The following is a 19,036-nucleotide window of genomic DNA, read 5'->3' as shown; positions in this document are numbered from 1 at the left end:
GATTTCCCATGCACGCCCCTGCCCCCTCCGAGTCGCAACGCCTGGTCCGCCGCGTGGTCATCGCCGGTGGCGGTACCGCCGGCTGGATGGCCGCCGCCGCGCTGTCCAAGCTGCTCGGCCGGCAGTTGCAAATCACCCTGGTGGAATCGGACGAGATCGGCACCGTGGGCGTGGGCGAAGCCACCATCCCCAGCCTGGTGACCTTCCACCGATTGCTGGAGATCGACGAAGCGCAGTTCATGGCCGCCACCCAGGCCACCTTCAAGGTCGGCATCGCGTTCGAACATTGGCGCGATGTGGACCGCCACTACATCCATTCCTTTGGTCACACCGGTACCGATCACTGGAGCGCGGGCTTTCAGCACTTCTGGCTGAAGGCGCGCGCACGCGGCATGGCGCGCGACTTCGGCGATTACTGCCTGGAGCTGCGGGCCGCGCAGGAAGGCCGCTTTGCGCATCTGCCCAACGGCGGCATGAACTACGCCTATCACCTGGACGCCGGGCTGTACGCGCGCTTCCTGCGTCGCTTCAGCGAAGGCTTCGGCGTGCAGCGCATCGAAGGCCACATCGGCAGCGTGCAGACCGACGCGCATAGCGGCGACATCGCCGCCCTGGTGCTGGACGACGGCACCCGCATCGAGGGCGACCTGTTCCTGGATTGCACCGGCTTCCGCGCGCTGCTGATCGGCCAGACGCTGGGCGTCGGCAGCGAAGACTGGTCGCGCTGGTTGTTCGCCGACAGCGCGCTGGCCGTGCAGACCGAATCGGTGGGCGCGCCAGTGACCTTCACCCGCGCGCGCGCCGATCGCGCCGGCTGGATGTGGCGCATTCCACTGCAGCACCGGGTGGGCAACGGCATCGTGTATTCCAGCCGCTACATGGACCAGGACAGCGCCGCGCAGGTGCTGGAACACAACCTGCAGGGCCGCGCGCTCACCACCCCGCGGGCATTGCGCTTCACCCCCAACCAGCGCCACCGCGTGTGGGAAAAGAATTGCGTGGCGCTGGGCCTGGCCAGCGGCTTTCTGGAGCCGATCGAGTCCACCAACATCCATCTGATCCAGCGCGGCATCGTCCGCCTGCTGCAGACGTTTCCGCAGGTCATCGACCCGGTGGACATCGCCGAATACAACCGACAGGCGGCCGAGGAGATCGCGCATATCCGCGATTTCGTGATCCTGCATTACCACGCCACCGACCGCCGCGACACGGCGTTCTGGCGCGATTGCGCCGGTATGGAGATCCCCGACAGCCTGCGCCACCGCATGGAGCTGTTCCGCCAGAGCGGGCGCGTGTTCCACCAGGGCAATGAGTTGTTCGCGGAGAATTCCTGGATCCAGGTGATGCTGGGCCAGGGCATCGTGCCGCGGCACCACCACCCGGTGGCCGACCTGATGGGCGATGTCGAGCTGAGCCAGTTCCTGGAGGGCATCCGCCAGCGCGTGGAGGCCACCCTGGCCCGCCTGCCGCCGCATTCCGAGTTCCTGCGCCGCTATTGCCCGGCCCCGGCACTGCCCGCGCCCATGCCACAGCCGGCACCGGGCACGCCGCTCGCCGCACCGGCTGCCTGAATTTCGCGGGCATCTCGGCAACCCTTGGCTTAGACCGCCCCAGCAATGCTAGATTGCGGCATTGCCGACCCTTGCGGGAACAAGGGCCGGCGCTCACCGCAGCAACGTTATCTTTCGCACTCGGGGTAAGGGGGACGCATGTTGGATCTGACACAGGGCCGTATGGCACGCCGGATCACGCCGGTCATTTTGCTGGTTGGCCTGGCCGCCTGCTCCAAGCAGGAAGAAAAACCTGCCGCCAGCGCGGGCACCACGCCAGCGGCACCGGCCACCGCGCCGGCACCTACGGCAGCCACCGCGGTCTCCCCGCAGGTGCAGTCGATGGCAGCCGATCAGCTGCGCGAATCGGCCACCAAGGCGCTGCAGGACAACCGCATGTACGCCCCGGCCGGCGACAACGCGGTGGAGTACTACCTGGCGCTGCGCGAGAAGCAGCCGCAGGACGCCACCGTCAACAGCGCGCTGACCGACCTGATGCCGTACACGCTGATCGCCGCCGAACAAGGCATCAGCCGTGAAGAATTCCCTGAAGCGCAGCGCCTGATCGCGCTGATCGAAAAGGTCGACCCCAAGGCACCGGCGCTGCCGCGTCTGAAGAGCGGCCTGGAAACCGGCATGAAGACGGCCGCCAATCGCACCGAGCAGGACGCCGAGCAGGCCAAGAAGCTGGTTGAAGACAAGGCCAAGCAGGCCGCCGAGCAGAAGCGCCTGGCCGAGCAGCAATCGCGCGAGGCCGCTGCGGCCCAGCAGATCGCCGCCCAACAGGAAACAGCGCGCCAGCAGGCGGCCGAAGCCGAACGCCAGGCCGCCGCCAAGCGCCCCGCCGAGCCGGCACCCATGCCCGCCGCACCACGCCCGGCGCCGGCCGCTGCAGCTGCCGCTCCGGCGGCCGCGTCGCTGCGCCCGATCAGCACCCCGGCCCCGCGTTATCCCCCCGAAGCCCTGCGCGCCGGTACCTCCGGCGAAGTGCTGGTGGAGATCACCGTGGGCACCGATGGCTCGATCACCGCCTCGCGCGTGCTGCGTGCCAACCCGCCGCGCGTGTTCGACCGTGAAGCCCTCAACGCCGTGAAGCGCTGGCGCTTCGAGCCGGTGGCCGCGCCGGTGACCACCCGCCGCACGCTATCGTTCAACCCGGGCGGCTGAGTGAGTGGTTGGGTGCTTGCAGGGTCTACGCGCGGCTGAGTTGGTACGTTGGTCGTTGTTGATGGCCAATGGCCAATGGCTGATGGTTGATGGTTGATGGTTGATGGTTGATGGTTGATGGTTGCTGACGATTGATGCACTGCACTTCTGGCAAATACCAGGCGCCCAACAAAAAACCCGCAGCGATGCGGGCTTTTTGTTGGCTGGCCATCCGTACCCTCATCCGCCCTTCGGGCACCTTCTCCCGAGGGGAGAAGGATTAAAGCCCCTCTCCTGCGGGAGAGGAGTTGGGATGAGGGTACGGCGGCAGATTGGACATCACGAACTGCATCGGCAACAGCCACGCTCAATCATTCAACATCAACAGCTGTAACAGGCATTCGCACCAACAACCCGTACCCGCATCCGGCGCTGCGCGCCACCTTCTCCCGACGGGAGAAGGAACATCAGCCCGAAATCGCCAGCCGCTCCTGGTGATACCGACGCACGGCGGCGTACCACAGCACCCCCGCCAGACCGAACCCGGCCAGCAGGTACACCGCCCAGGTCTGCGCGTTGATCTGCTCGTGGCGGATCACCTTCAGCAACATCTGGTTCTGCGCCAGGAACGGCACCGCGAAATGCCACAACTGCGTCTTCAGCGGATACGCCATCAGCGCGTAACCGGGCAGCATTGGCAGCAGCAGCAGCCAGGTCATGTGCGCCTGCGCTTCCTTCATGCTCTTGGCGGCAGCGGCCAGATAGGTCAGCAGCGAGGTCCCGATGAACAGCATCGGCACCAGGATGAAGAGCATCTGCAGGATCGGCACGAAGCCCACGTTGAGCTGGCGCCCCAGGTTGGAGCTGGACAACTGCGCGCTGAGCTTGAAGGCAAGCAACGTCAGCAACAGCGACACCATGCCGATCACGCAGGCTGCGGCGATCTTGCCACTGACGATCGCACTGCGGGGCGCGGGCGTAGCCAGCAGCGGTTCCAGCGACTGCCGTTCGCGTTCGCCGGCGGTGGCGTCCAGGATCAACGACGCGCCGCCCAGGAACGAGGTGATCACCAGCAGCACCGGCAACAGCATCGCCATCATCTGCCCGCGCTTGGCCTCGGCGGTGGCCAGGTCCTGCGCGGCGATCTCCAGCGGCCGCGCCACCTGCGCATCGATCCCGCGTGCGAGCAGGCGCAACGCACCCACTTGCTGGCTGTAGCCGCTGAGCGCGGCCTGCAGGCGCATCGCCGGCACGTCGGCTTCGCGGCGCGTGCTGTCCTTGATGATCTCCACCAGCGCCGGCCGCCCGGCACGCCAGTCGTCGGCGTAGTGCGCGCTGATGCGCAGCGCCACGTCCACGTCCTGGTCGCGGATGGCGGCGGTCAGATCGGCCGGCGCGTCCACTGCGTTGAGCCCTTGTGCGGCGAGAAAACGCACCAGATTGGGCGCGTGCTCGCGGCCAAGCACCGGGATGTCCAGCGGCTTGTCGATCTGCGTGCGCACGCGGCTTTCGCTGAGCGCGCCCATGCCCAGGATCAGGATCGGATACAGCAAGGGCGACAACAACAAGGCCAGTGCCAGGGTGCGGCGGTCGCGGCCGATGTCGCGCAGTTCCTTGCGCAGCACGGTACCCAACGTGGCGAAAAATGACATCTTGCTCATGCGTGCAGTCCCTCGTCCGAACCGATCGCCTTGACGAAGGCGTCTTCCAGGTTGTCTTCGCCAGTAGCCGCGCGCAGTTCATCGGCGGTGCCGGCGGCCACCACGGTGCCCTTGGCAATGATGACGATGCGATCGCACAGCGCCGCCACCTCCTGCATGATGTGGCTGGAGAAGATCACGCAGCGCCCTTCGGCACGCAGTTGCTGCAGGAAGCCGCGCATCGCGCGCGTGGTCATCACGTCCAGCCCGTTGGTGGGTTCGTCCAGGATGACGTTGCGTGGGTCGTGCACCAGCGCGCGTGCAATGGCGGTCTTGGTGCGCTGGCCCTGGCTGAAACCTTCGGTCTGCCGGTCCAGGATGTCGTCCATGTCCAGTGCATGCGACAGCAGGCGCGTACGCTCGGCGATCTGCGTGCGCGACATGCCATGCAATTCACCGAAGTAGGCGATGTTCTCGCGTGCGCTCAAACGCTTGTATACGCCGCGCGCATCCGGCAACACGCCCAGCGCGCGGCGTACCGCGATCGGGTCGTGCGCGGCATCGACGCCGTCCACGCGGACGCTGCCCTGGTCGGGCGTCATCAAGGTGTAGAGCATGCGCAAGGTGGTGGTCTTGCCGGCACCATTGGGGCCGAGCAAGCCGGTGATCTGGCCATCGGCGGCGTTGAAGCTGACCCCGTTGACCGCCTTCACCAGGCCGGTCTTGGTCTTGAACGACTTGTGCAAGCTGTCGACGACGATCATGCGTGCGCCTCCGTGGCGTGGTCGGTGCGGCTCATGGTTCCCATCCATTGAACGAGGTAAACGCGGGCACATCGGTCAGGCTGTCCACGCAGCGCGCGTCCAGGCCCTTGGCATCGGCGGTCTGCAGGAATTGCCCCAGCACCTTGGGCATGCAGCCCAGCCGGAACACACCGTGGCTCTGCCCGGGTGCGATCAGATGCCGGCCGTTGGGCAGGCCTTGCAGCACGCGCGCGGCATAGCGCGGCGGGGTCACCGGATCGAGCTGGCCGGACAACAACAGCACCGGCAGCGTGGAGCGGAAGGGCGCAAATGCCGCCGCCGGAGTGGGCTTGGACGGCCATGTCTTGCACGCTGCGAAGAACATCTCCGCCACCTGCGCGCCCAGCAAGGTGTCGTCCTGCGCAGCCGGCGCGCGATAGCGCCCCGCATCTTCGCTGCACAGCACCGACCACTGCATCGGGCGATTCATCTGGTCGGCCATGTCCGAGCCGCTCATCTGCGCCAGCGCCATCAACGACGCGTAGCGCCCCGCGGCGGCTTCGTCCAGCACCAGCGGCAGCAGCGACGCGGTTTCCGGCGCATACGAAAACCCGAATGCCAGGCCGGCCACGGTATCGGCGTTGACCTCCTGGTGGTGCAGTTCACCGGTGCGTGGGTCGCGGTAATCCACCGCGACCGGCGCCTGGCGCAGGCGCTCCACCACCTGGCGCAGCTGGGTGCGCGTGTCCACCGGGAAGCGCTTGGCGCAGGCTGGCTGCGCCTTGCATTGGGTGGTCTGCAACGCAATCGCGTCTTCAAAGGTGCGCGCAAATTCGCCGCCAATGACCAGATCGTTGGGAGCCACGCCATCGAGCACCACGGTGCGCGTGTGCTGCGGGTAACGCGCCGCGTACTGCTGCGCGACGCGCGTGCCGTAGGAGCCGCCGATCAGGTTGATCTGTTGCGCGCCCAGCGCCTCACGTACCGCATCCAGATCGCCGATGGCTTCGCTGGTGGTGAAATAACGCGGGTCGGCATCGTTGCGCAGCCCTGCAGCACAGCGCGCCGCATAGGCGCTCAGCTGCTCGGCGGTGGCGGCGCTGTCGTTTTCCAGTGCCAGCGGCGTGCCGTCGGCATCGCGACATTCCAGCGGATGCGAGCCGCCGGTGCCGCGCTGATCGACCAGAAAGATGTCGCGTTGCTTGCGCACTTCGCGCAGGCCCATGTCGACGATCGCCGCCACCTGCGTGGCCGATTGCCCGGGCCCGCCGGCGATGAAGAACACCGGGTCCGGCGCGTGGCTGGCACCTGCGTCACTTTCCAGCCAGGCGATCTTGAGCGCGAGCTTGCGCCCGTTCGGCGCGGCCGGATTTTCCGGTACCTGCAACTGTGCGCACTGCGCCTCGATGTTGCCGGCGGCGCTGCCGGAGCTGAGCGTGCATGGCGAAAACTGCAGGCGGCCGTAGGCATTGCCCGCCCCCGTGCTGGCCGCGGCCTGCCCCTTGCCCGTGGCCGCCACGGCGCCCTCGCCCGCGCGCTGGCAGCCGCCCAGCGCCACTGCCAGCGCAAGCACCAGCGTTATTATCCTGACGTGCTTTGCCATTCCCGCTGCTCTCCGTGTGATCCATGGTCCTGTGACGCTGCATCCGGCCAGACGTGACCGCTGCGGCTACTGCCCGTCTTCAAACAGAAAAACGTGCTCGATCGATTCCCCAAACAGACGCGCGATGCGAAACGCCAACGGCAGGCTGGGATCGTACTTGCCGGTCTCCAGTGCGTTGATCGTTTGCCGCGACACGCCCAGCCGTTCGCCCAACTCCCCTTGCGACCAGCCACTGGCCTCGCGCAGTTCCCGCACGCGGCTGTTCATTGATAGCGGCGCGCGTTGACGCCCTTGGTGATGCCGTAGGTGGCGCACAGGACCGGGAACACCCACAACATCGCGACCGTGGCCGGAATGTCGATCAACTGCGCCGCCTGCAGGAACCCGCCGGTCATGTACGCAGCACTCACCAGCCCGGCAGCGATGGCGATCGATTCCAGTTCGATCCGCCGCTGCATCTCGTCCGAATCACGCACGAAACGCGCCACCGCACGGATCACCAGCATCAACAACAGCGCAGGCAACAACGCGATCAGCGTGCGCGCCCAGTGCGGCCCCACGCGCGCCAGCAGCGTTGGCCAGCACAGCATCACCGCTACATACAACAGCATGGGGATGCCGAATTCACGGTAGTAACGCCGCGCCAGCGCCGGCAGTGCACTGTCGCGCATGCCGCCGGGTGACAGCCACAGCATCAGCGCCATCAACAGGCCCGCCGCTCCCATACCGACGCACAGGCCAATCAGATACTGGCCCAGCGGCAGCACCCGCCAATACCCAAGTGCACCGCCGCCCAGCAAGCTCAAGCTGATGCCCAACGCCACCAGTGCACTGCGTTTGCAGCCGCTCATGCGCGTTGGGCCTTTGCGGATGCTGCGTGCAATTGCAGTGCATCAGCGTGCGCGTGGTTGCGGCGACGCGGTGCTGCCGGAGGCACTGACGCCCAGTGCGGCGGGAGGTGCTGATGCATGCGACATGCCTGTCAAGTTCACTTGACAGGCACAATGCGCGGCGCCGGGCAGACTGTCAAGCGTCCTTTACATGTTGCGCGGCGCGGCAGGCGGCACGTGGGCGTCCTGGCTGCCATGGATCACCGGTTGGTGGATCATGCGCCAGAGGCTGAGCGTTGCGGGTCCGGGCACGCACGAATTCGACCTGGGAGCGGCTTCGAGGCGATCGTGACGTCCCGAAGACGAGGGAATATCTCCGGAGCCGCCGAGTCAAAACTTTCTGCGCCAGCGCCGCAGCGCGCGTGCCGGCAGCGATGCGATTGATGAGTCGTTATTGGCGGCCACGCGATTGCATACGACGCTTCAATCGCCGCATGCAGCGCGCGCCGCGCGCTACTTCAAATACGTCTTGAGAATCGCCGCCACCTCGTCCACGGCCTGCTCGCGCGTGCCGCGCGCGTCCGGTGCGGCGACATGGTGCTGCAGATGCTCTGTCAGCAGCTCCACCATCAGGCCTTGCGCAGCCCCGCGGAAGGCAGCGACTTGGGTCAGCAAGGCGGTACATTCCACGTCCTGCGCCAGCGCTTTCTCCAGTGCCTCGACCTGCCCGCGAATCTTGCGGACCCGCGCGAGCAGCTTGGATTTGTCCTGATGTAAATGCGCCATGCAGATACCCCCCTGGGGTATTTCGGATACCATCGGGGGGTATCTTAGTCAGGCCCCTCGCCCATGTCGAACACCCCGCCTATTCCGCACTGCGCGCAACCGCAGGCCTTTGTCGGTGGCAACCCGCTTGCCGAGCGCAGCACCCGCAAGGCGGTCGTGCTGACCGCGCTGATGATGGTGGTGGAGATCGTGGGCGGTTGGGTGCTCAACTCCATGGCCCTGCTTGCCGACGGCTGGCATATGAGCTCGCACACGCTGGCACTGGGCTTGGCGTTGTTCGCCTACGCGTTCGCGCGCCGCCACGCCCGCGACGGGCGCTTCGCGTTTGGCACCTGGAAAGTCGAAGTGCTGGGCGGCTACACCAGCGCAATCCTGCTGTTGGGCGTGGCCGGGTTGATGGCCTTCCAGTCGGTGGAGCGGCTGGTCTCGCCCAAACCGGTGCATTACCCGGAAGCCACCGCGATCGCGGTCGTCGGCCTGCTGGTCAATCTGATCTGTGCGTGGTGGCTGCGCGATTCGCACGGCCATGCGCATCACCATGATCACGCGCATGGGCATGGACATGCGCACCGACATGGACCACATGGCCACGCGCACACGCACGGCCACGGCGATCTGAACCTGCGCGCGGCGTATCTGCACGTGGTGGCGGATGCAGCCACCTCGGTGCTGGCGATCGTGGCGCTGGTGGTCGGCATGCGCTGGGGCGTGACCTGGATGGATCCGCTCATGGGCATCGTTGGTGCGGTGCTGGTCACCGTATGGGCCTGGGGGCTGTTGCGCAGCACCGGCCGGGTGTTGCTGGATGCAGAGATGGATGCGCCGGTGGTGAAGGAAATCCGCGAGGTGATCGCTGCACTGCCCTACGCCGCACGCATTGCCGACCTGCATGTGTGGCGCATCGGCACAGACCGCTACGCCTGTCTGATCAGTCTCGTCACCGAAGCCACCGTCGCCGCAGAAGCCATCCGCGCCGCGCTACAGATCCACGAAGAACTGGTGCACATCACGGTGGAAGTGCAGCGCCCCGACGGCGCTTCTGCAGTGGTGTAAGACGCGTAATGCGCCGTGCGATCGCGCATGGCAGCAGTGCATCGCCCACCGCCGTGCAACGTGCGCTTGAGCGCGCTTTTCAGCGGGCGCAGCAGTGCGCGCGCAGCCGTCACACGTGCAGGAGTGCGCTACGCTTGCGCATCACTCATGCTCGGGAGTCGCGATGCGCTTGACCCTGTTACTGGCCACGACGCTGACATGTTGCCTGGCAACCGCGGCCTCGGCGCAACCTGCCGCGCAACGTGAGATCCAGTTGGACATCGCCAGCGCCGGCGCACCGGTGGATCGGTTCTATGCGCTATCGGTCGGCTCGGATTTTCCAGGCACCTTGATCCGCGACGACACCCAGGCGCATCTGGTGCCCACGGTGCAGGAACTGGGCTTTCGCTACATCCGCTTCCACGACGTGTTCCATGACGTGCTCGGCACGGTCAAGGAGGTCGACGGCACGCTCGTGTACGACTGGACGCAGCTGGACAAACTCTATGACGCACTACTGGCCAAGAAGATCCGCCCATTCGTCGAACTGGGCTTCACCCCGACCGCGATGAAGACCTCCGAGCAGACCCTGTTCTACTGGAAGGGCAACACCTCGCATCCGGACCCGGCCAAGTGGACGCAGCTGATCGATGCATACGTGCGCCACATTCGCGCGCGCTACGGTGCGGATGAAGTGCGCCAGTGGTATTTCGAAGTATGGAACGAGCCCAATCTGAAGGACTTCTGGGAGAACGCCGACCAGCAGGCCTACTTCGATCTGTACGCCAACACCGCGCGCACCATCAAGGCCATCGACCCACAGCTGCGCGTGGGCGGCCCTTCCACCGCCGGCGCGGCGTGGGTGCCGGAGCTGCTGGCCTTCGTGCAAAAAAACAAGTTGCCGATCGACTTCGTCACCACCCACACCTATGGCGTAGATGGCGGGTTTCTCGATGAAGACGGCAAGCAGGACACCAAGCTCTCCGCATCGCCCGAGGCCATCGTGGGCGATGTGCGGCGCGTGCGTGCGCAAATCCAGGCCTCGCCATATCCGGATCTGCCGCTGTTTTTCACCGAGTGGAGCAGCAGCTACACGCCGCGCGATTTCGTCCACGACAGCTACATCAGCGCGCCGTACATCCTGACCAAACTCAAGCAGGTGCAGGGCGTGGTGCAGGGCATGAGCTACTGGACCTATACCGACCTGTTCGAAGAGCCCGGCCCGCCGCCGACGCCCTTCCACGGCGGCTTCGGGCTGATGAACCGCGAAGGCATCCGCAAGCCAGCCTGGTTCGCCTACAAGTATTTGAATGCCCTGCAGGGGCGCAGCCTTGCGGTGGACGATGCGCACACGCTTGCCGCAGTGGACGGCAAGCGCATTGCCGCGGTGGCCTGGGATTGGCAGCAGCCGGTGCAGGCGGTGAGCAATACGCCGTTCTATACCCGCCAGGTGCCGGCAAGCGACAGCAAAGCGATCGTGTTCCGGTTGGCGCATGTGCCGGCGGGTACCTATCGGCTGCAGGTGCGCAAGACCGGCTACCGCCGCAATGACCCGCTGTCGCTCTACATCGACATGGGCATGCCCAAGCAACTTGCTGCAGACCAGCTGACCCGGCTGCAGCAGGCCACGCGCGATGCGCCCGAGCAGGACCGTCGCGTGCGCGTGGGCGCCGACGGTGCGGTTGCGGTCACGGTGCCGATGCGCAGCAACGATGTGGTGCTGCTGACGCTGGAACCGGCAACGCGCTGAGCGTTGCCGCCTCCCTGCCTTGACGCTGCGCCTGCACACACGTTGCAGGCGGCCGCCTTAACGCACCGCGCTCAAGCCGCAGGCTTGGGCGGTGACGAGCTCACGTATTTCTCGCGGCGGATCTGTGCATTCGGCAGGCCGGCCTCGCGCAGCGCCACCGCGCAGGTGTCCACCATGTCCGGGTTGCCGCACAGGTAGGCGATGTCGCCATCGGCCGTCGGCGCGAACTCGGCCAGATGTTGCTGCACGTAGCCATGCCGTACGTCGGCATGCGGGTGTTCGGGCAACTCGCGCGAGAAGCACGGCACGTAGCGGAACTGCGGATGCGCATCGGCAAACGCGCGGAAGTCATCGCCGTACAGCAGCTCGGCGGGCGTGCGTGCACCTTGCAGCAGCACCACCTCCAGCCCACGGCTGGCGATTGCCTCGGCCAGCAGCGGCAGCATCGAGCGATACGGCGTCACCCCGGTGCCGGTGGCGATCAGCAGGTAGCGCCGGTTGTGGTCGCCCGGCAGCAGACAGAACTTGCCGTAGGGGCCGCTGGCCTGCAGCTGGTCGCCAATCTCCAGGCCTTCGAACAGCGCGGTGGCCGAGCCGCCGGGCACGAAGCTCACCGCGATCTCCACCGCCTCGCCCGGTCCCAGCGCGTGGTCGTGGATGGTCGCCAGCGAATAGCTGCGCTTGGCATCGGTGCCATCGGCGTACTGGAAATGGATCTGAATGAACTGCCCGGGCTGGAAATCCAGCGGCTGCCCGTCATCACGCAGGAACTGGCAGTGGGCCACAGTGGGCGCGAGCATGCGCCTGTCGACAAGCTTGAGGGGGAATTGAACGGGCACGAACGGATTTAGGACAGTCTGTGATCGGGGCGAACCCCCACGGGCTTCTATAATAGCGGCTGCAACTCGCTGCGCCGTCACGCTGACGCGAAGGACCATCTTGAATTCCCCATCCCCGACCGCGGCACCCGCCCTGCGCGTGTGCGACCTGCGCAAGACCTACGACAACGGCACCCAGGCGCTCAAGGGCGTGTCGCTGGACGTGGCGCCTGGCGACTTTTTCGCCCTGCTCGGCCCCAACGGGGCAGGAAAGTCCACCCTGATCGGCATCATCAGCTCGCTGGTGAACCTCTCGCAGGGCCAGGTCGAGGTCTTCGGCACCGATCTGGTCCGCCACCGCAGCGATGCGATGCGGCTGATCGGCCTGGTCCCGCAGGAAGTGAACTTCAACCTGTTCGAAAAGCCCTTCGACATCCTGGTCAATTACGCCGGTTTCTACGGCATGCCGCGCGAGCAGGCTGCCGCCCTGGCGGAGGCCGAGCTGCGCCGCGCGCATCTGTGGGAAAAGGCGCAGGTGATGAGCCGCACGCTCTCCGGTGGCATGAAGCGCCGCCTGATGATCGCCCGCGCCATGATGACCCAGCCGCGGCTGCTGATCCTGGACGAGCCCACCGCCGGTGTGGATATCGAGATCCGCCGCGACATGTGGCGCGTGCTCAAGGAGATCAATGCCGCCGGCACCACGATCATCCTGACCACCCACTACCTGGAAGAGGCCGAGCACCTGTGCCGCAACCTGGCCATCATCAACCACGGCCAGATCGTCACCCAGGGCCCGATGCGCGAGCTGCTGGCCAAGCTCGACGTGGAAGGCTTCCTGTTCGATATCGATGGTGAGTTGCCGGCGCAGCTGCCGGTGATCGAAGGCACCACGCTCACCGCGATCGACGGCCATACGCTGGATCTGGACATGCCGCGCGCGATGGACCTCAACCGCGTGTTCGCCACCCTGGGCGATGCCGGCATCCGGGTGCGCTCGATGCGCACCAAGAGCAACCGGCTGGAAGAATTGTTCGTCCGTCTGACCGGGCCTGGCGACACCACCGTTGCCACGCCCCCTGCTGCAGCGGCGCCAGCGCGCCCGGCAGGCCACCCATGAGTTCCCCGGAGCCTTCGATGTCTGCTGTTCCCGCCACCTCCCGCCAGCGCAACTGGGTTGCACTGGGCACTATCGTGCGCCGCGAAGTGCAGCGCATCCTGCGCATCTGGGGCCAGACCCTGGTGCCGCCGGCCATCACCATGACGCTGTACTTTTTGATCTTCGGCGGGCTGATCGGCTCGCGCGTGGGCGACATGGGCGGCTACACCTACATGCAGTTCATCGTGCCGGGCCTGGTGATGATGAGCGTGATCCAGAACAGCTACGGCAACATTTCCTCGAGCTTTTTCGGCGCCAAGTTCGGCCGCCACGTGGAAGAACTGCTGGTGAGCCCGATGCCCAACTGGGTGATCCTGTGGGGCTACGTGGCCGGCGCGGTGCTGCGCGGGGTGATGGTGGGCGCGTTGGTGCTGATCATCGCCATGTTCTTCACCCCGGTGCGCATCCCGCACCCGCTGGTGACGCTGACCACAGTGCTGCTGGGCGCGACGATCTTCTCGCTGGCCGGCTTTGTCAACGCGGTGTACGCCAAGAAGTTCGACGACGTGGCCATCGTGCCCACCTTCATCCTGACCCCGCTGACCTATCTGGGCGGCGTGTTCTATTCGGTGAAGTTGCTGCCCGGCTGGGCCGAAGCCGCCACCCACGCCAACCCGATCTTCTACATGGTCAACGCGTTCCGCTACGGCCTGCTCGGCAGCTCCGACGTGCCGATCTGGGTGGCCTACGCGCTGATGCTCGGCTTTGTCGCGGTGCTGAGCGCGTTGGCGCTATGGCTGCTACGCCGTGGCGTTGGACTGCGGAGCTGATGGCGCAATTCAGCGACTACATCGTCTTTGTCGATGAGAGTGGCGATCACGGGATGGCGAGTATTGATCCTGCCTTCCCATTGTTTGTGCTGTCGTGCTGCCTGATCAGCAAGCGCGATTACATGGCAACCGTTGTGCCTGCGATCCAGCGGATCAAGTTCGCGACGTTTGGCCATGACGCCGTCGTGCTGCATGAGCGCGAGATCCGCAGAGATATCGGGCCGTTCGCCGTGTTGCGTGATCGCGACAAGAAACAGGCATTTCTCGATGCGCTGACAGATGCATTGGCGTTGGCGCCGATGACGATCTTTGCCGCTGTGATCGACAAGCGCCGCCTTCAGGATCGCCAGCGCGGTGAAAACCCGTATGAAATCTCGATGCGCTTCTGCCTTGAGCGGATGTATTACAAACTCAGCAAGCAGGGACAGGTGGCGCAAGCGGGAGAGCCGTTGACCACGCACGTGCTGTGCGAGGCACGTGGGCGCAGCGAAGACCAGGATCTGGAATTGGCGTTTCGCCGGATCTGTGGGGGAGACAATTTCTCTGGCATAGAGTTGCCATTCGATCCGGTGATCTGCGACAAGAAGAGCAATGCGATCGGGCTACAACTTGCGGATCTGATCGCGCGCCCCATTGGCGTGCGGCAGCTGCGACCGGAGCAGCCAAATCGCGCCTGGCAGGTGATTGAGCAGAAACTCGACAAGAATCCGGCAGGTCGTTACCTGGGCTATGGCCTGAAGTGTTTCCCATAAACAAAAGGCCCCGGCGAGTCCGCCAGAGCCTGATGCCGACCGAGAATCCCCGATCCGGCTGAAAGCTTAGCACCGTGTCCGGCATGTACCAAACATCACACTGAACGGAGATCCTATGCGCATTCTGATCCTCGGTGCCGGCGGCACTGGCGGCTACTTTGGCGGGCGGCTGGCGCAGGCTGGCGTGGATGTCACCTTCCTGGTGCGCGACGCCCGTGCGGCGCAGCTGCAGGCGCAGGGCCTGCGCATTCGCAGCCCCCTCGGCGATGCCGATCTGCCGGTGGCCACGGTCACCGCGCAGGCGCTGCCCGCGCTGGTGGCGCAGCGGCCATTCGATCTGGTGATCCTCAGCTGCAAGGCCTACGACCTGGACAGCGCGCTGGAGGCGATTGCGCCGGCGGTCGGCGAGCACACCACGGTGCTGCCAATCCTCAATGGACTGCGCCATTACGCGGCGCTGGACGAACGCTTCGGTGCGGCCCGCGTGCTTGGCGGGCTGTGCTTCATCAGCGCCTCCAAGGGCGCCGATGGCGAGATCCTGCACCTGGGCAAGCCGGCCTCGCTGACCTTTGGCGAGCGCAGCGGCGAGGCGGCCTCTGCACGCGTGCAGGCGTTTGCCGCCGCCTGCGCGCAGGCCGGCATCGACCATGTGGCCAGCACCCAGATCGCGCAGGAGCAGTGGATCAAGTACAGCTTCCTCACTGCGCTGGCGGCGGCGACCTGCCTGATGCGTGCGCCGGTGGGCGCGATTGTGGCCACCGATGACGGCCGCGCCTTGATCAACGGCCTGTACAACGAATGCCTGTGGGCCGCCGATGCCGCCGGCCAGCCGATTCCCGAACCCGCACGCGCCAAGGCGCTGCAGACGCTGCTGCAGGTGGACTCGCCGCTGAAGGCCTCGATGCTGCGCGACCTGGAGGCCGGGCAGGATGTGGAAGCGGCGCAGATTGTCGGCGACATGCTCAAGCGTGTGCGCGAGACCGGGCGCAACGCGCCGCTGTTGATGGCGGCCAACGTGCATCTGCAGGCGTATCAGGTGCTGCGGCATAGCTGAGTGGATGAAGGTGGGGCGCTGAGTCACCTGTAGACCGGCCCCCAATCGGTCTTTTGGGCTGCTTCTCCAGGTAGGGCAAGGAGTCGGCGTGCCTCGTCCTCGCCCGTGTAGCTGCCCCGTCGCGCGCCCTGCCAGCGCGCAGCGCGTGCACGATTCGGCGGTCCGGGCGCCTTCGCGCCGCCGCGACGCGGTGCACACGATGCTCTGCGTCCCACCCCCCGTCGTGCCCGCCATGAAGCTGCTCAGCCACCTGTTCCGTGCCGGTCACTTCGTGATCCTGGCGTTCTTCGTGCTGTGCGCCTGCGGGCTGGTGGGCATGGCCGCGCTGGAGCTGTGGCATGGCTTCACCCCGGGCGGCGACATGGTGGTCCGCGACCGCTTCAACGTGGTGCTGGAAGCCATCGGCCTGCTCACCGTGGCCTTGGTGACGCTGGAACTGGGCCAGACCATCTTCGAAGAAGAGATCCTGCGCGACGTCAAAGTGAGCGGCCCCACGCGCGTACGTCGTTACCTGTCGCGCTTCTTCGTGGTGATCGTGATCGCGCTGGCCATCGAAACGCTGGTGTCGATCTTCGAGCTGATGCACGACGACCCCGCCAAGTTGCCGTATGCCGCCTCGGTGGGCTTCTGTGCCGGCCTGTTGCTGATTGCCTGGGGCGTGTTCGTCAAACTCAATCGCAGCGCCGAAGAGCTGGAACCCGAAGCGATGGCCGAAACCAAGCGCGAAGACAACGAAGTGCAGGAGTAAGCACGGCGATTACCGCGACGATGCATTCGCCAGATCGGCACGGCTGCTAGGCGTCTAGATCGGCCGCGGGTCAGTGCGGTGCTTGCCGGCGTTCCACACGTGTTTTGCGACACCGTGCGACGTGGTGTTCGTCACTCCGGGCGTTCGGTGCAACAACGCGACAGCATCGCAAGGCATCACCGCACCCCGCTGGTGTTTAATGCAGCGGTGGCCTTTGCGGGCATCAGCAGCCGCATTCCCTCGCTGGATTCATCGCCGCCGCGCGCCAGGGGCGTCTGCCTCAGCACGATCGGCGGGCGGCGCTCGCGCGGCGACAGCAATCTGATCGATCCCGCCTTGAGCGTGGTGATGCTGCCTGCCGCATCGCCACGGCCCACCGGGTGGCCACTGCTGCGGGGCTGGTCGGCAGCAATGGCCTGCGCAACCTCGGCTACCACACCCCAGACCTGCACGCGGTCGCCGCTGCGCACACGGGTGCCCATGCGCAGGGTGAACTCGCCCTCGCCGGGCATCCCGATGCCGGTGTCGTAGCCCTGGTCGAGCACGAACAGCGCGTCGGAGGTGGCGTCCACGCCATCGCCTTCGTCCTGCACGAACCAACCGATCGGCCTGTTGCGCGTGCCCTCGCCCACCGTCTCGATGACTTCCTGCGCAAGATCGTCCTCATCGCCGGCCAGGCTGCGGGTCACGATGCCTTCGATGCGGACTTCCTGCCCCAGCAGCGGGCTGATGGCACCCGCACCTTGCACGCGACCGATCAGCACACGGTCCGCGTCCATCGGCACGACGGTCTGGTCACTCTCGCCCGGCAGCGGCAAGCGGCACGCACTCAACAAAGTGAGCACCAGCAAGGGTGCTCCCCAGCGCACGCGGTGGCGGTGTTGCATCACTCGACATCCTTGTGGAGACACTGCAGCGCGCCGTTGGCTGCATCGCCAACGGCGCGTGGTTCGACGCTAGGCTGCCGGCAGCGCCGGCACCGAGGTCGGCTTGCCGTCGTCGCCGAGCGCGATCATCACGAAGTGGCCGCGGGTGCACAGTTCGCGTGCGCCGCTGAGCAGATCTTCGGCGATCAACTCCACCTCCACCTTGATCGAACTGCGCCCCACCGAGACCACGCGCGCGATGGTCTCCACCATCTGCCCCTGGCGGATCGGCAACTTGAAATCCACCTGGTCCGAGCGCGCGGTCACCACGGTGCGACGCGCATAGCGCGAGGCGGCCAGGAACGCGGCCTTGTCCATCCACGCCAGCGCCTGGCCACCGAACAGCGTGCCCATGTGGTTGGTGTGATTGGGGAACACGATCTCGGCCATGCGCGCTTCGATCGGTGGAAGGGTCTGCGGGCTGTCGGACATCGTGGGATCCAGGAAGAAGGTGGAACAAACGGCGCGCGCAGGCGATGCGGCCGCGGCCGCTGTGTGGCATGCACGCGTTCGACATGCCTTGCGTGTCGAAACACAACGATAGCCTGATCCGCGCGACGTGCAGGCGATGGTGCTGCGCAATGCGAGGCATTCGTGCTGTCTGGCGTTCGTCACGGCTGCGCTGCGGCTGGCGGCTGCGGCTGGAGCACGAACAGCCACACGCGCTGCGTGTCACCACATGCAAAGCCGGGGTGTCGGTGCAAAGGTGCAGCGAATGCAGCGAATGCAGCGAATGCAGCGAATGCAGCAAGAGCGTACGCGGGACGAGCACCCGTCGCGGCTGTCGCGGCCGGGTCCGCTCCTACAAGCGCGGATTTCCCACTAGCGCCGGGTCGCGTATTGCATGCACAAGCACGCGCCGCACCAGACCTCGCTCAAAGGCTGGTCTTGACCGCGGTTTCCACCTGCGCCGGCGACTGGAAGCCGGGCAGGCGCGCCACCTCGCTGCCGTCGCGGTACAGCGCCAGGGTCGGCGTCTGGCGCAGGCCCAGATCGCGGAAGAATTCCTCGCCCACCACTTCCAGCTTGACCTTCAACAAGGCCAAGCCGGCGGCGGCGTCGCTGGCGGAGAACTTGTCCAGCGACATATCGAGCATCTTGCAGCCCGGGCAATTGTCCTTGTAGAAATCCACCAGCGCGCGCGGATGCGCGGCGAGGACTTCGGTGTAGTGCTCAGGCGACGTGACGGTAATGGTCTGCATCATGGGGATCGTTCTTGCATTGGGCCAGAACCTCGTCGGTCCAGGCGGCGATGGCGTGCGCATCACGCACGCCGTGGGGCATCTGTTCGATGGTCAGGCGAGGAAACGGGCTGTCGAAGAAACGTGCGATGCGATGCACGGCTCCGCAGAAATAGTCCTCGCCCCACTGCGTCTCGCCGGTACCGAACACCGCCACCTGCGGTGGCTTGCCCAGCGTTTCGACCAGTTCGACGATGAAGCGTTTCATCTCTGTGGGCGTGCGCCCGCCGTTGTCGGTCCAGCTCCCGAGCAGGAACAGATCGTACTGCCCCGGCGCATGCGGCACCTGCGCCAGGCGCTGCAGATCTGTTTCCACCCAGGTCACCACATGCCCCGCCGCCTCGCACTGCAGCGCCACACTGCGCGCCACATCACGCGTGTTACCGCTCAACGAAGCCAATGCGAGCAGGATGTTCATGGTGAGGCCGGGAATGGGGAATCGAGAGTCGTGAATCGGAAGAGCGGGGTACGGTTGCTTTTACCATTCC

21 protein-coding genes are annotated in these 19,036 nt (G+C 66.0%); 9 read left to right on the top strand and 12 right to left on the bottom strand.

Translation table 11 applies throughout. From position 1 onward, the window contains the following. Nucleotides 1-8 precede the first annotated feature (8 nt). Together ACCQ01_RS01485 and ACCQ01_RS01480 are read left to right on the top strand one after the other, a co-directional pair. Nucleotides 9-1,571 carry a tryptophan halogenase family protein gene (locus ACCQ01_RS01485; RefSeq protein ID WP_228433175.1) on the top strand — a complete coding sequence of 521 codons (1,563 nt, stop codon included), beginning with the start codon at nucleotides 9-11 and terminating at the stop codon, nucleotides 1,569-1,571. Between the two features lie 138 nt (nucleotides 1,572-1,709). Further along, entirely contained in the window at nucleotides 1,710-2,717 is a 1,008-nt protein-coding gene (locus ACCQ01_RS01480) for an energy transducer TonB (RefSeq protein WP_228433176.1), read from the top strand. Nucleotides 2,718-2,742: 25 nt separating this feature from the next. On the opposite strand, the gene ACCQ01_RS01475 is transcribed toward ACCQ01_RS01480, so the two are convergent. From ACCQ01_RS01475 to ACCQ01_RS01445, 7 genes are all read right to left on the bottom strand, one after another. Next, nucleotides 2,743-2,928, bottom strand: a complete 186-nt coding sequence (locus tag ACCQ01_RS01475) for a hypothetical protein (RefSeq protein ID WP_228433177.1) — start codon at nucleotides 2,926-2,928, stop codon at nucleotides 2,743-2,745. 235 nt (nucleotides 2,929-3,163) lie between these two features. Continuing rightward, entirely contained in the window at nucleotides 3,164-4,357 is a 1,194-nt protein-coding gene (locus tag ACCQ01_RS01470; RefSeq protein WP_115007614.1) for an ABC transporter permease, read from the bottom strand. Continuing rightward, nucleotides 4,354-5,100, bottom strand: a complete 747-nt coding sequence (locus tag ACCQ01_RS01465; protein WP_228433178.1) for an ABC transporter ATP-binding protein — start codon at nucleotides 5,098-5,100, stop codon at nucleotides 4,354-4,356. The genes ACCQ01_RS01470 and ACCQ01_RS01465 overlap by 4 nt, the downstream gene beginning before the upstream one ends. Before the next feature lie 31 nt (nucleotides 5,101-5,131). Beyond that, nucleotides 5,132-6,682, bottom strand: a complete 1,551-nt coding sequence (locus ACCQ01_RS01460) for an alpha/beta hydrolase (RefSeq protein WP_228433179.1) — start codon at nucleotides 6,680-6,682, stop codon at nucleotides 5,132-5,134. Nucleotides 6,683-6,748: 66 nt separating this feature from the next. After that, nucleotides 6,749-6,949, bottom strand: coding sequence for a helix-turn-helix transcriptional regulator (locus ACCQ01_RS01455; protein WP_006449488.1), 201 nt, complete (start codon nucleotides 6,947-6,949; stop codon nucleotides 6,749-6,751). Then, nucleotides 6,946-7,533: a hypothetical protein gene (locus tag ACCQ01_RS01450; protein ID WP_012439532.1), complete on the bottom strand. Its 588-nt coding sequence runs from the start codon at nucleotides 7,531-7,533 to the stop codon at nucleotides 6,946-6,948. Before ACCQ01_RS01450 ends, ACCQ01_RS01455 begins: the two co-directional genes overlap by 4 nt. Nucleotides 7,534-8,025: 492 nt before the next feature. After that, the gene (locus tag ACCQ01_RS01445; protein WP_012439534.1) at nucleotides 8,026-8,298 is read right to left on the bottom strand and encodes a metal/formaldehyde-sensitive transcriptional repressor; all 273 of its coding nucleotides are present in this window, start codon (nucleotides 8,296-8,298) and stop codon (nucleotides 8,026-8,028) included. A 63-nt stretch (nucleotides 8,299-8,361) separates the two neighbouring features. Between ACCQ01_RS01445 and dmeF the strand changes: the two genes are divergently transcribed. Then, nucleotides 8,362-9,351, top strand: a complete 990-nt coding sequence (gene dmeF / locus ACCQ01_RS01440) for a CDF family Co(II)/Ni(II) efflux transporter DmeF (RefSeq protein WP_228433180.1) — start codon at nucleotides 8,362-8,364, stop codon at nucleotides 9,349-9,351. Nucleotides 9,352-9,514: 163 nt separating this feature from the next. Beyond that, entirely contained in the window at nucleotides 9,515-11,080 is a 1,566-nt protein-coding gene (locus tag ACCQ01_RS01435; protein WP_228433181.1) for a GH39 family glycosyl hydrolase, read from the top strand. A gap of 71 nt (nucleotides 11,081-11,151) precedes the next feature. Here the strand turns inward: ACCQ01_RS01435 and ACCQ01_RS01430 are convergent, their stop codons facing one another. Further along, nucleotides 11,152-12,018, bottom strand: coding sequence for a ferredoxin--NADP reductase (locus tag ACCQ01_RS01430; protein ID WP_161960430.1), 867 nt, complete (start codon nucleotides 12,016-12,018; stop codon nucleotides 11,152-11,154). 1 nt (nucleotide 12,019) lies between these two features. Here ACCQ01_RS01430 and ACCQ01_RS01425 point away from each other — a divergent pair, with 1 nt between their 5' ends. From ACCQ01_RS01425 to ACCQ01_RS01405, 5 genes are all read left to right on the top strand, one after another. Beyond that, the gene (locus ACCQ01_RS01425) at nucleotides 12,020-13,018 is read left to right on the top strand and encodes an ABC transporter ATP-binding protein (RefSeq protein ID WP_068574204.1); all 999 of its coding nucleotides are present in this window, start codon (nucleotides 12,020-12,022) and stop codon (nucleotides 13,016-13,018) included. Then, nucleotides 13,015-13,827: an ABC transporter permease gene (locus ACCQ01_RS01420; protein ID WP_170873844.1), complete on the top strand. Its 813-nt coding sequence runs from the start codon at nucleotides 13,015-13,017 to the stop codon at nucleotides 13,825-13,827. Before ACCQ01_RS01425 ends, ACCQ01_RS01420 begins: the two co-directional genes overlap by 4 nt. Continuing rightward, the gene (locus ACCQ01_RS01415) at nucleotides 13,827-14,579 is read left to right on the top strand and encodes a DUF3800 domain-containing protein (RefSeq protein ID WP_019238092.1); all 753 of its coding nucleotides are present in this window, start codon (nucleotides 13,827-13,829) and stop codon (nucleotides 14,577-14,579) included. Before ACCQ01_RS01420 ends, ACCQ01_RS01415 begins: the two co-directional genes overlap by 1 nt. Before the next feature lie 115 nt (nucleotides 14,580-14,694). Further along, nucleotides 14,695-15,633, top strand: a complete 939-nt coding sequence (gene panE / locus ACCQ01_RS01410; RefSeq protein ID WP_228433182.1) for a 2-dehydropantoate 2-reductase — start codon at nucleotides 14,695-14,697, stop codon at nucleotides 15,631-15,633. A gap of 232 nt (nucleotides 15,634-15,865) precedes the next feature. Continuing rightward, a complete protein-coding gene (locus tag ACCQ01_RS01405) occupies nucleotides 15,866-16,381 on the top strand; it encodes a hypothetical protein (protein WP_014506181.1) in 516 nt (171 codons plus the stop codon). Between the two features lie 176 nt (nucleotides 16,382-16,557). On the opposite strand, the gene ACCQ01_RS01400 is transcribed toward ACCQ01_RS01405, so the two are convergent. The 4 genes from ACCQ01_RS01400 to ACCQ01_RS01385 form a co-directional block, all read right to left on the bottom strand. After that, the gene (locus ACCQ01_RS01400) at nucleotides 16,558-17,268 is read right to left on the bottom strand and encodes a single stranded DNA-binding domain-containing protein (protein WP_228433183.1); all 711 of its coding nucleotides are present in this window, start codon (nucleotides 17,266-17,268) and stop codon (nucleotides 16,558-16,560) included. A gap of 69 nt (nucleotides 17,269-17,337) precedes the next feature. Further along, on the bottom strand, nucleotides 17,338-17,739 hold the full coding sequence (locus ACCQ01_RS01395) for an acyl-CoA thioesterase (RefSeq protein WP_129589242.1): 402 nt from the start codon (nucleotides 17,737-17,739) through the stop codon (nucleotides 17,338-17,340). A gap of 443 nt (nucleotides 17,740-18,182) precedes the next feature. Beyond that, nucleotides 18,183-18,509, bottom strand: a complete 327-nt coding sequence (locus ACCQ01_RS01390) for a thioredoxin family protein (protein ID WP_228433184.1) — start codon at nucleotides 18,507-18,509, stop codon at nucleotides 18,183-18,185. Continuing rightward, entirely contained in the window at nucleotides 18,481-18,966 is a 486-nt protein-coding gene (locus ACCQ01_RS01385; protein WP_011039055.1) for a flavodoxin, read from the bottom strand. Before ACCQ01_RS01385 ends, ACCQ01_RS01390 begins: the two co-directional genes overlap by 29 nt. Nucleotides 18,967-19,036 lie beyond the last annotated feature (70 nt).

Source organism: Xanthomonas sp. NCPPB 4037 (genome assembly GCF_041475695.2).
Classification (GTDB): domain Bacteria; phylum Pseudomonadota; class Gammaproteobacteria; order Xanthomonadales; family Xanthomonadaceae; genus Xanthomonas; species Xanthomonas campestris.
Note: the sequence above shows the minus strand (reverse complement) of the source record. Positions and strands in the feature narration are given on the sequence as shown.

Bases quoted from the DNA above. Each gene is read 5' to 3' on its own strand.
- ACCQ01_RS01390 (WP_228433184.1), bottom strand. From the start codon at position 18,509: ATGCAGACCATTACCGTCACGTCGCCTGAGCACTACACCGAAGTCCTC.
- ACCQ01_RS01435 (WP_228433181.1), top strand. From the start codon at position 9,515: ATGCGCTTGACCCTGTTACTGGCCACGACGCTGACATGTTGCCTGGCA.
- ACCQ01_RS01455 (WP_006449488.1), bottom strand. From the start codon at position 6,949: ATGAACAGCCGCGTGCGGGAACTGCGCGAGGCCAGTGGCTGGTCGCAA.
- ACCQ01_RS01385 (WP_011039055.1), bottom strand. From the start codon at position 18,966: ATGAACATCCTGCTCGCATTGGCTTCGTTGAGCGGTAACACGCGTGAT.
- ACCQ01_RS01450 (WP_012439532.1), bottom strand. From the start codon at position 7,533: ATGAGCGGCTGCAAACGCAGTGCACTGGTGGCGTTGGGCATCAGCTTG.
- panE (WP_228433182.1), top strand. From the start codon at position 14,695: ATGCGCATTCTGATCCTCGGTGCCGGCGGCACTGGCGGCTACTTTGGC.
- ACCQ01_RS01415 (WP_019238092.1), top strand. From the start codon at position 13,827: ATGGCGCAATTCAGCGACTACATCGTCTTTGTCGATGAGAGTGGCGAT.
- ACCQ01_RS01400 (WP_228433183.1), bottom strand. From the start codon at position 17,268: ATGCAACACCGCCACCGCGTGCGCTGGGGAGCACCCTTGCTGGTGCTC.
- ACCQ01_RS01405 (WP_014506181.1), top strand. From the start codon at position 15,866: ATGAAGCTGCTCAGCCACCTGTTCCGTGCCGGTCACTTCGTGATCCTG.
- ACCQ01_RS01395 (WP_129589242.1), bottom strand. From the start codon at position 17,739: ATGTCCGACAGCCCGCAGACCCTTCCACCGATCGAAGCGCGCATGGCC.
- ACCQ01_RS01430 (WP_161960430.1), bottom strand. From the start codon at position 12,018: ATGGTCCTTCGCGTCAGCGTGACGGCGCAGCGAGTTGCAGCCGCTATT.
- dmeF (WP_228433180.1), top strand. From the start codon at position 8,362: ATGTCGAACACCCCGCCTATTCCGCACTGCGCGCAACCGCAGGCCTTT.
- ACCQ01_RS01470 (WP_115007614.1), bottom strand. From the start codon at position 4,357: ATGAGCAAGATGTCATTTTTCGCCACGTTGGGTACCGTGCTGCGCAAG.
- ACCQ01_RS01460 (WP_228433179.1), bottom strand. From the start codon at position 6,682: ATGGCAAAGCACGTCAGGATAATAACGCTGGTGCTTGCGCTGGCAGTG.
- ACCQ01_RS01445 (WP_012439534.1), bottom strand. From the start codon at position 8,298: ATGGCGCATTTACATCAGGACAAATCCAAGCTGCTCGCGCGGGTCCGC.
- ACCQ01_RS01475 (WP_228433177.1), bottom strand. From the start codon at position 2,928: ATGGCCAGCCAACAAAAAGCCCGCATCGCTGCGGGTTTTTTGTTGGGC.
- ACCQ01_RS01480 (WP_228433176.1), top strand. From the start codon at position 1,710: ATGTTGGATCTGACACAGGGCCGTATGGCACGCCGGATCACGCCGGTC.
- ACCQ01_RS01420 (WP_170873844.1), top strand. From the start codon at position 13,015: ATGAGTTCCCCGGAGCCTTCGATGTCTGCTGTTCCCGCCACCTCCCGC.
- ACCQ01_RS01485 (WP_228433175.1), top strand. From the start codon at position 9: ATGCACGCCCCTGCCCCCTCCGAGTCGCAACGCCTGGTCCGCCGCGTG.
- ACCQ01_RS01465 (WP_228433178.1), bottom strand. From the start codon at position 5,100: ATGATCGTCGTCGACAGCTTGCACAAGTCGTTCAAGACCAAGACCGGC.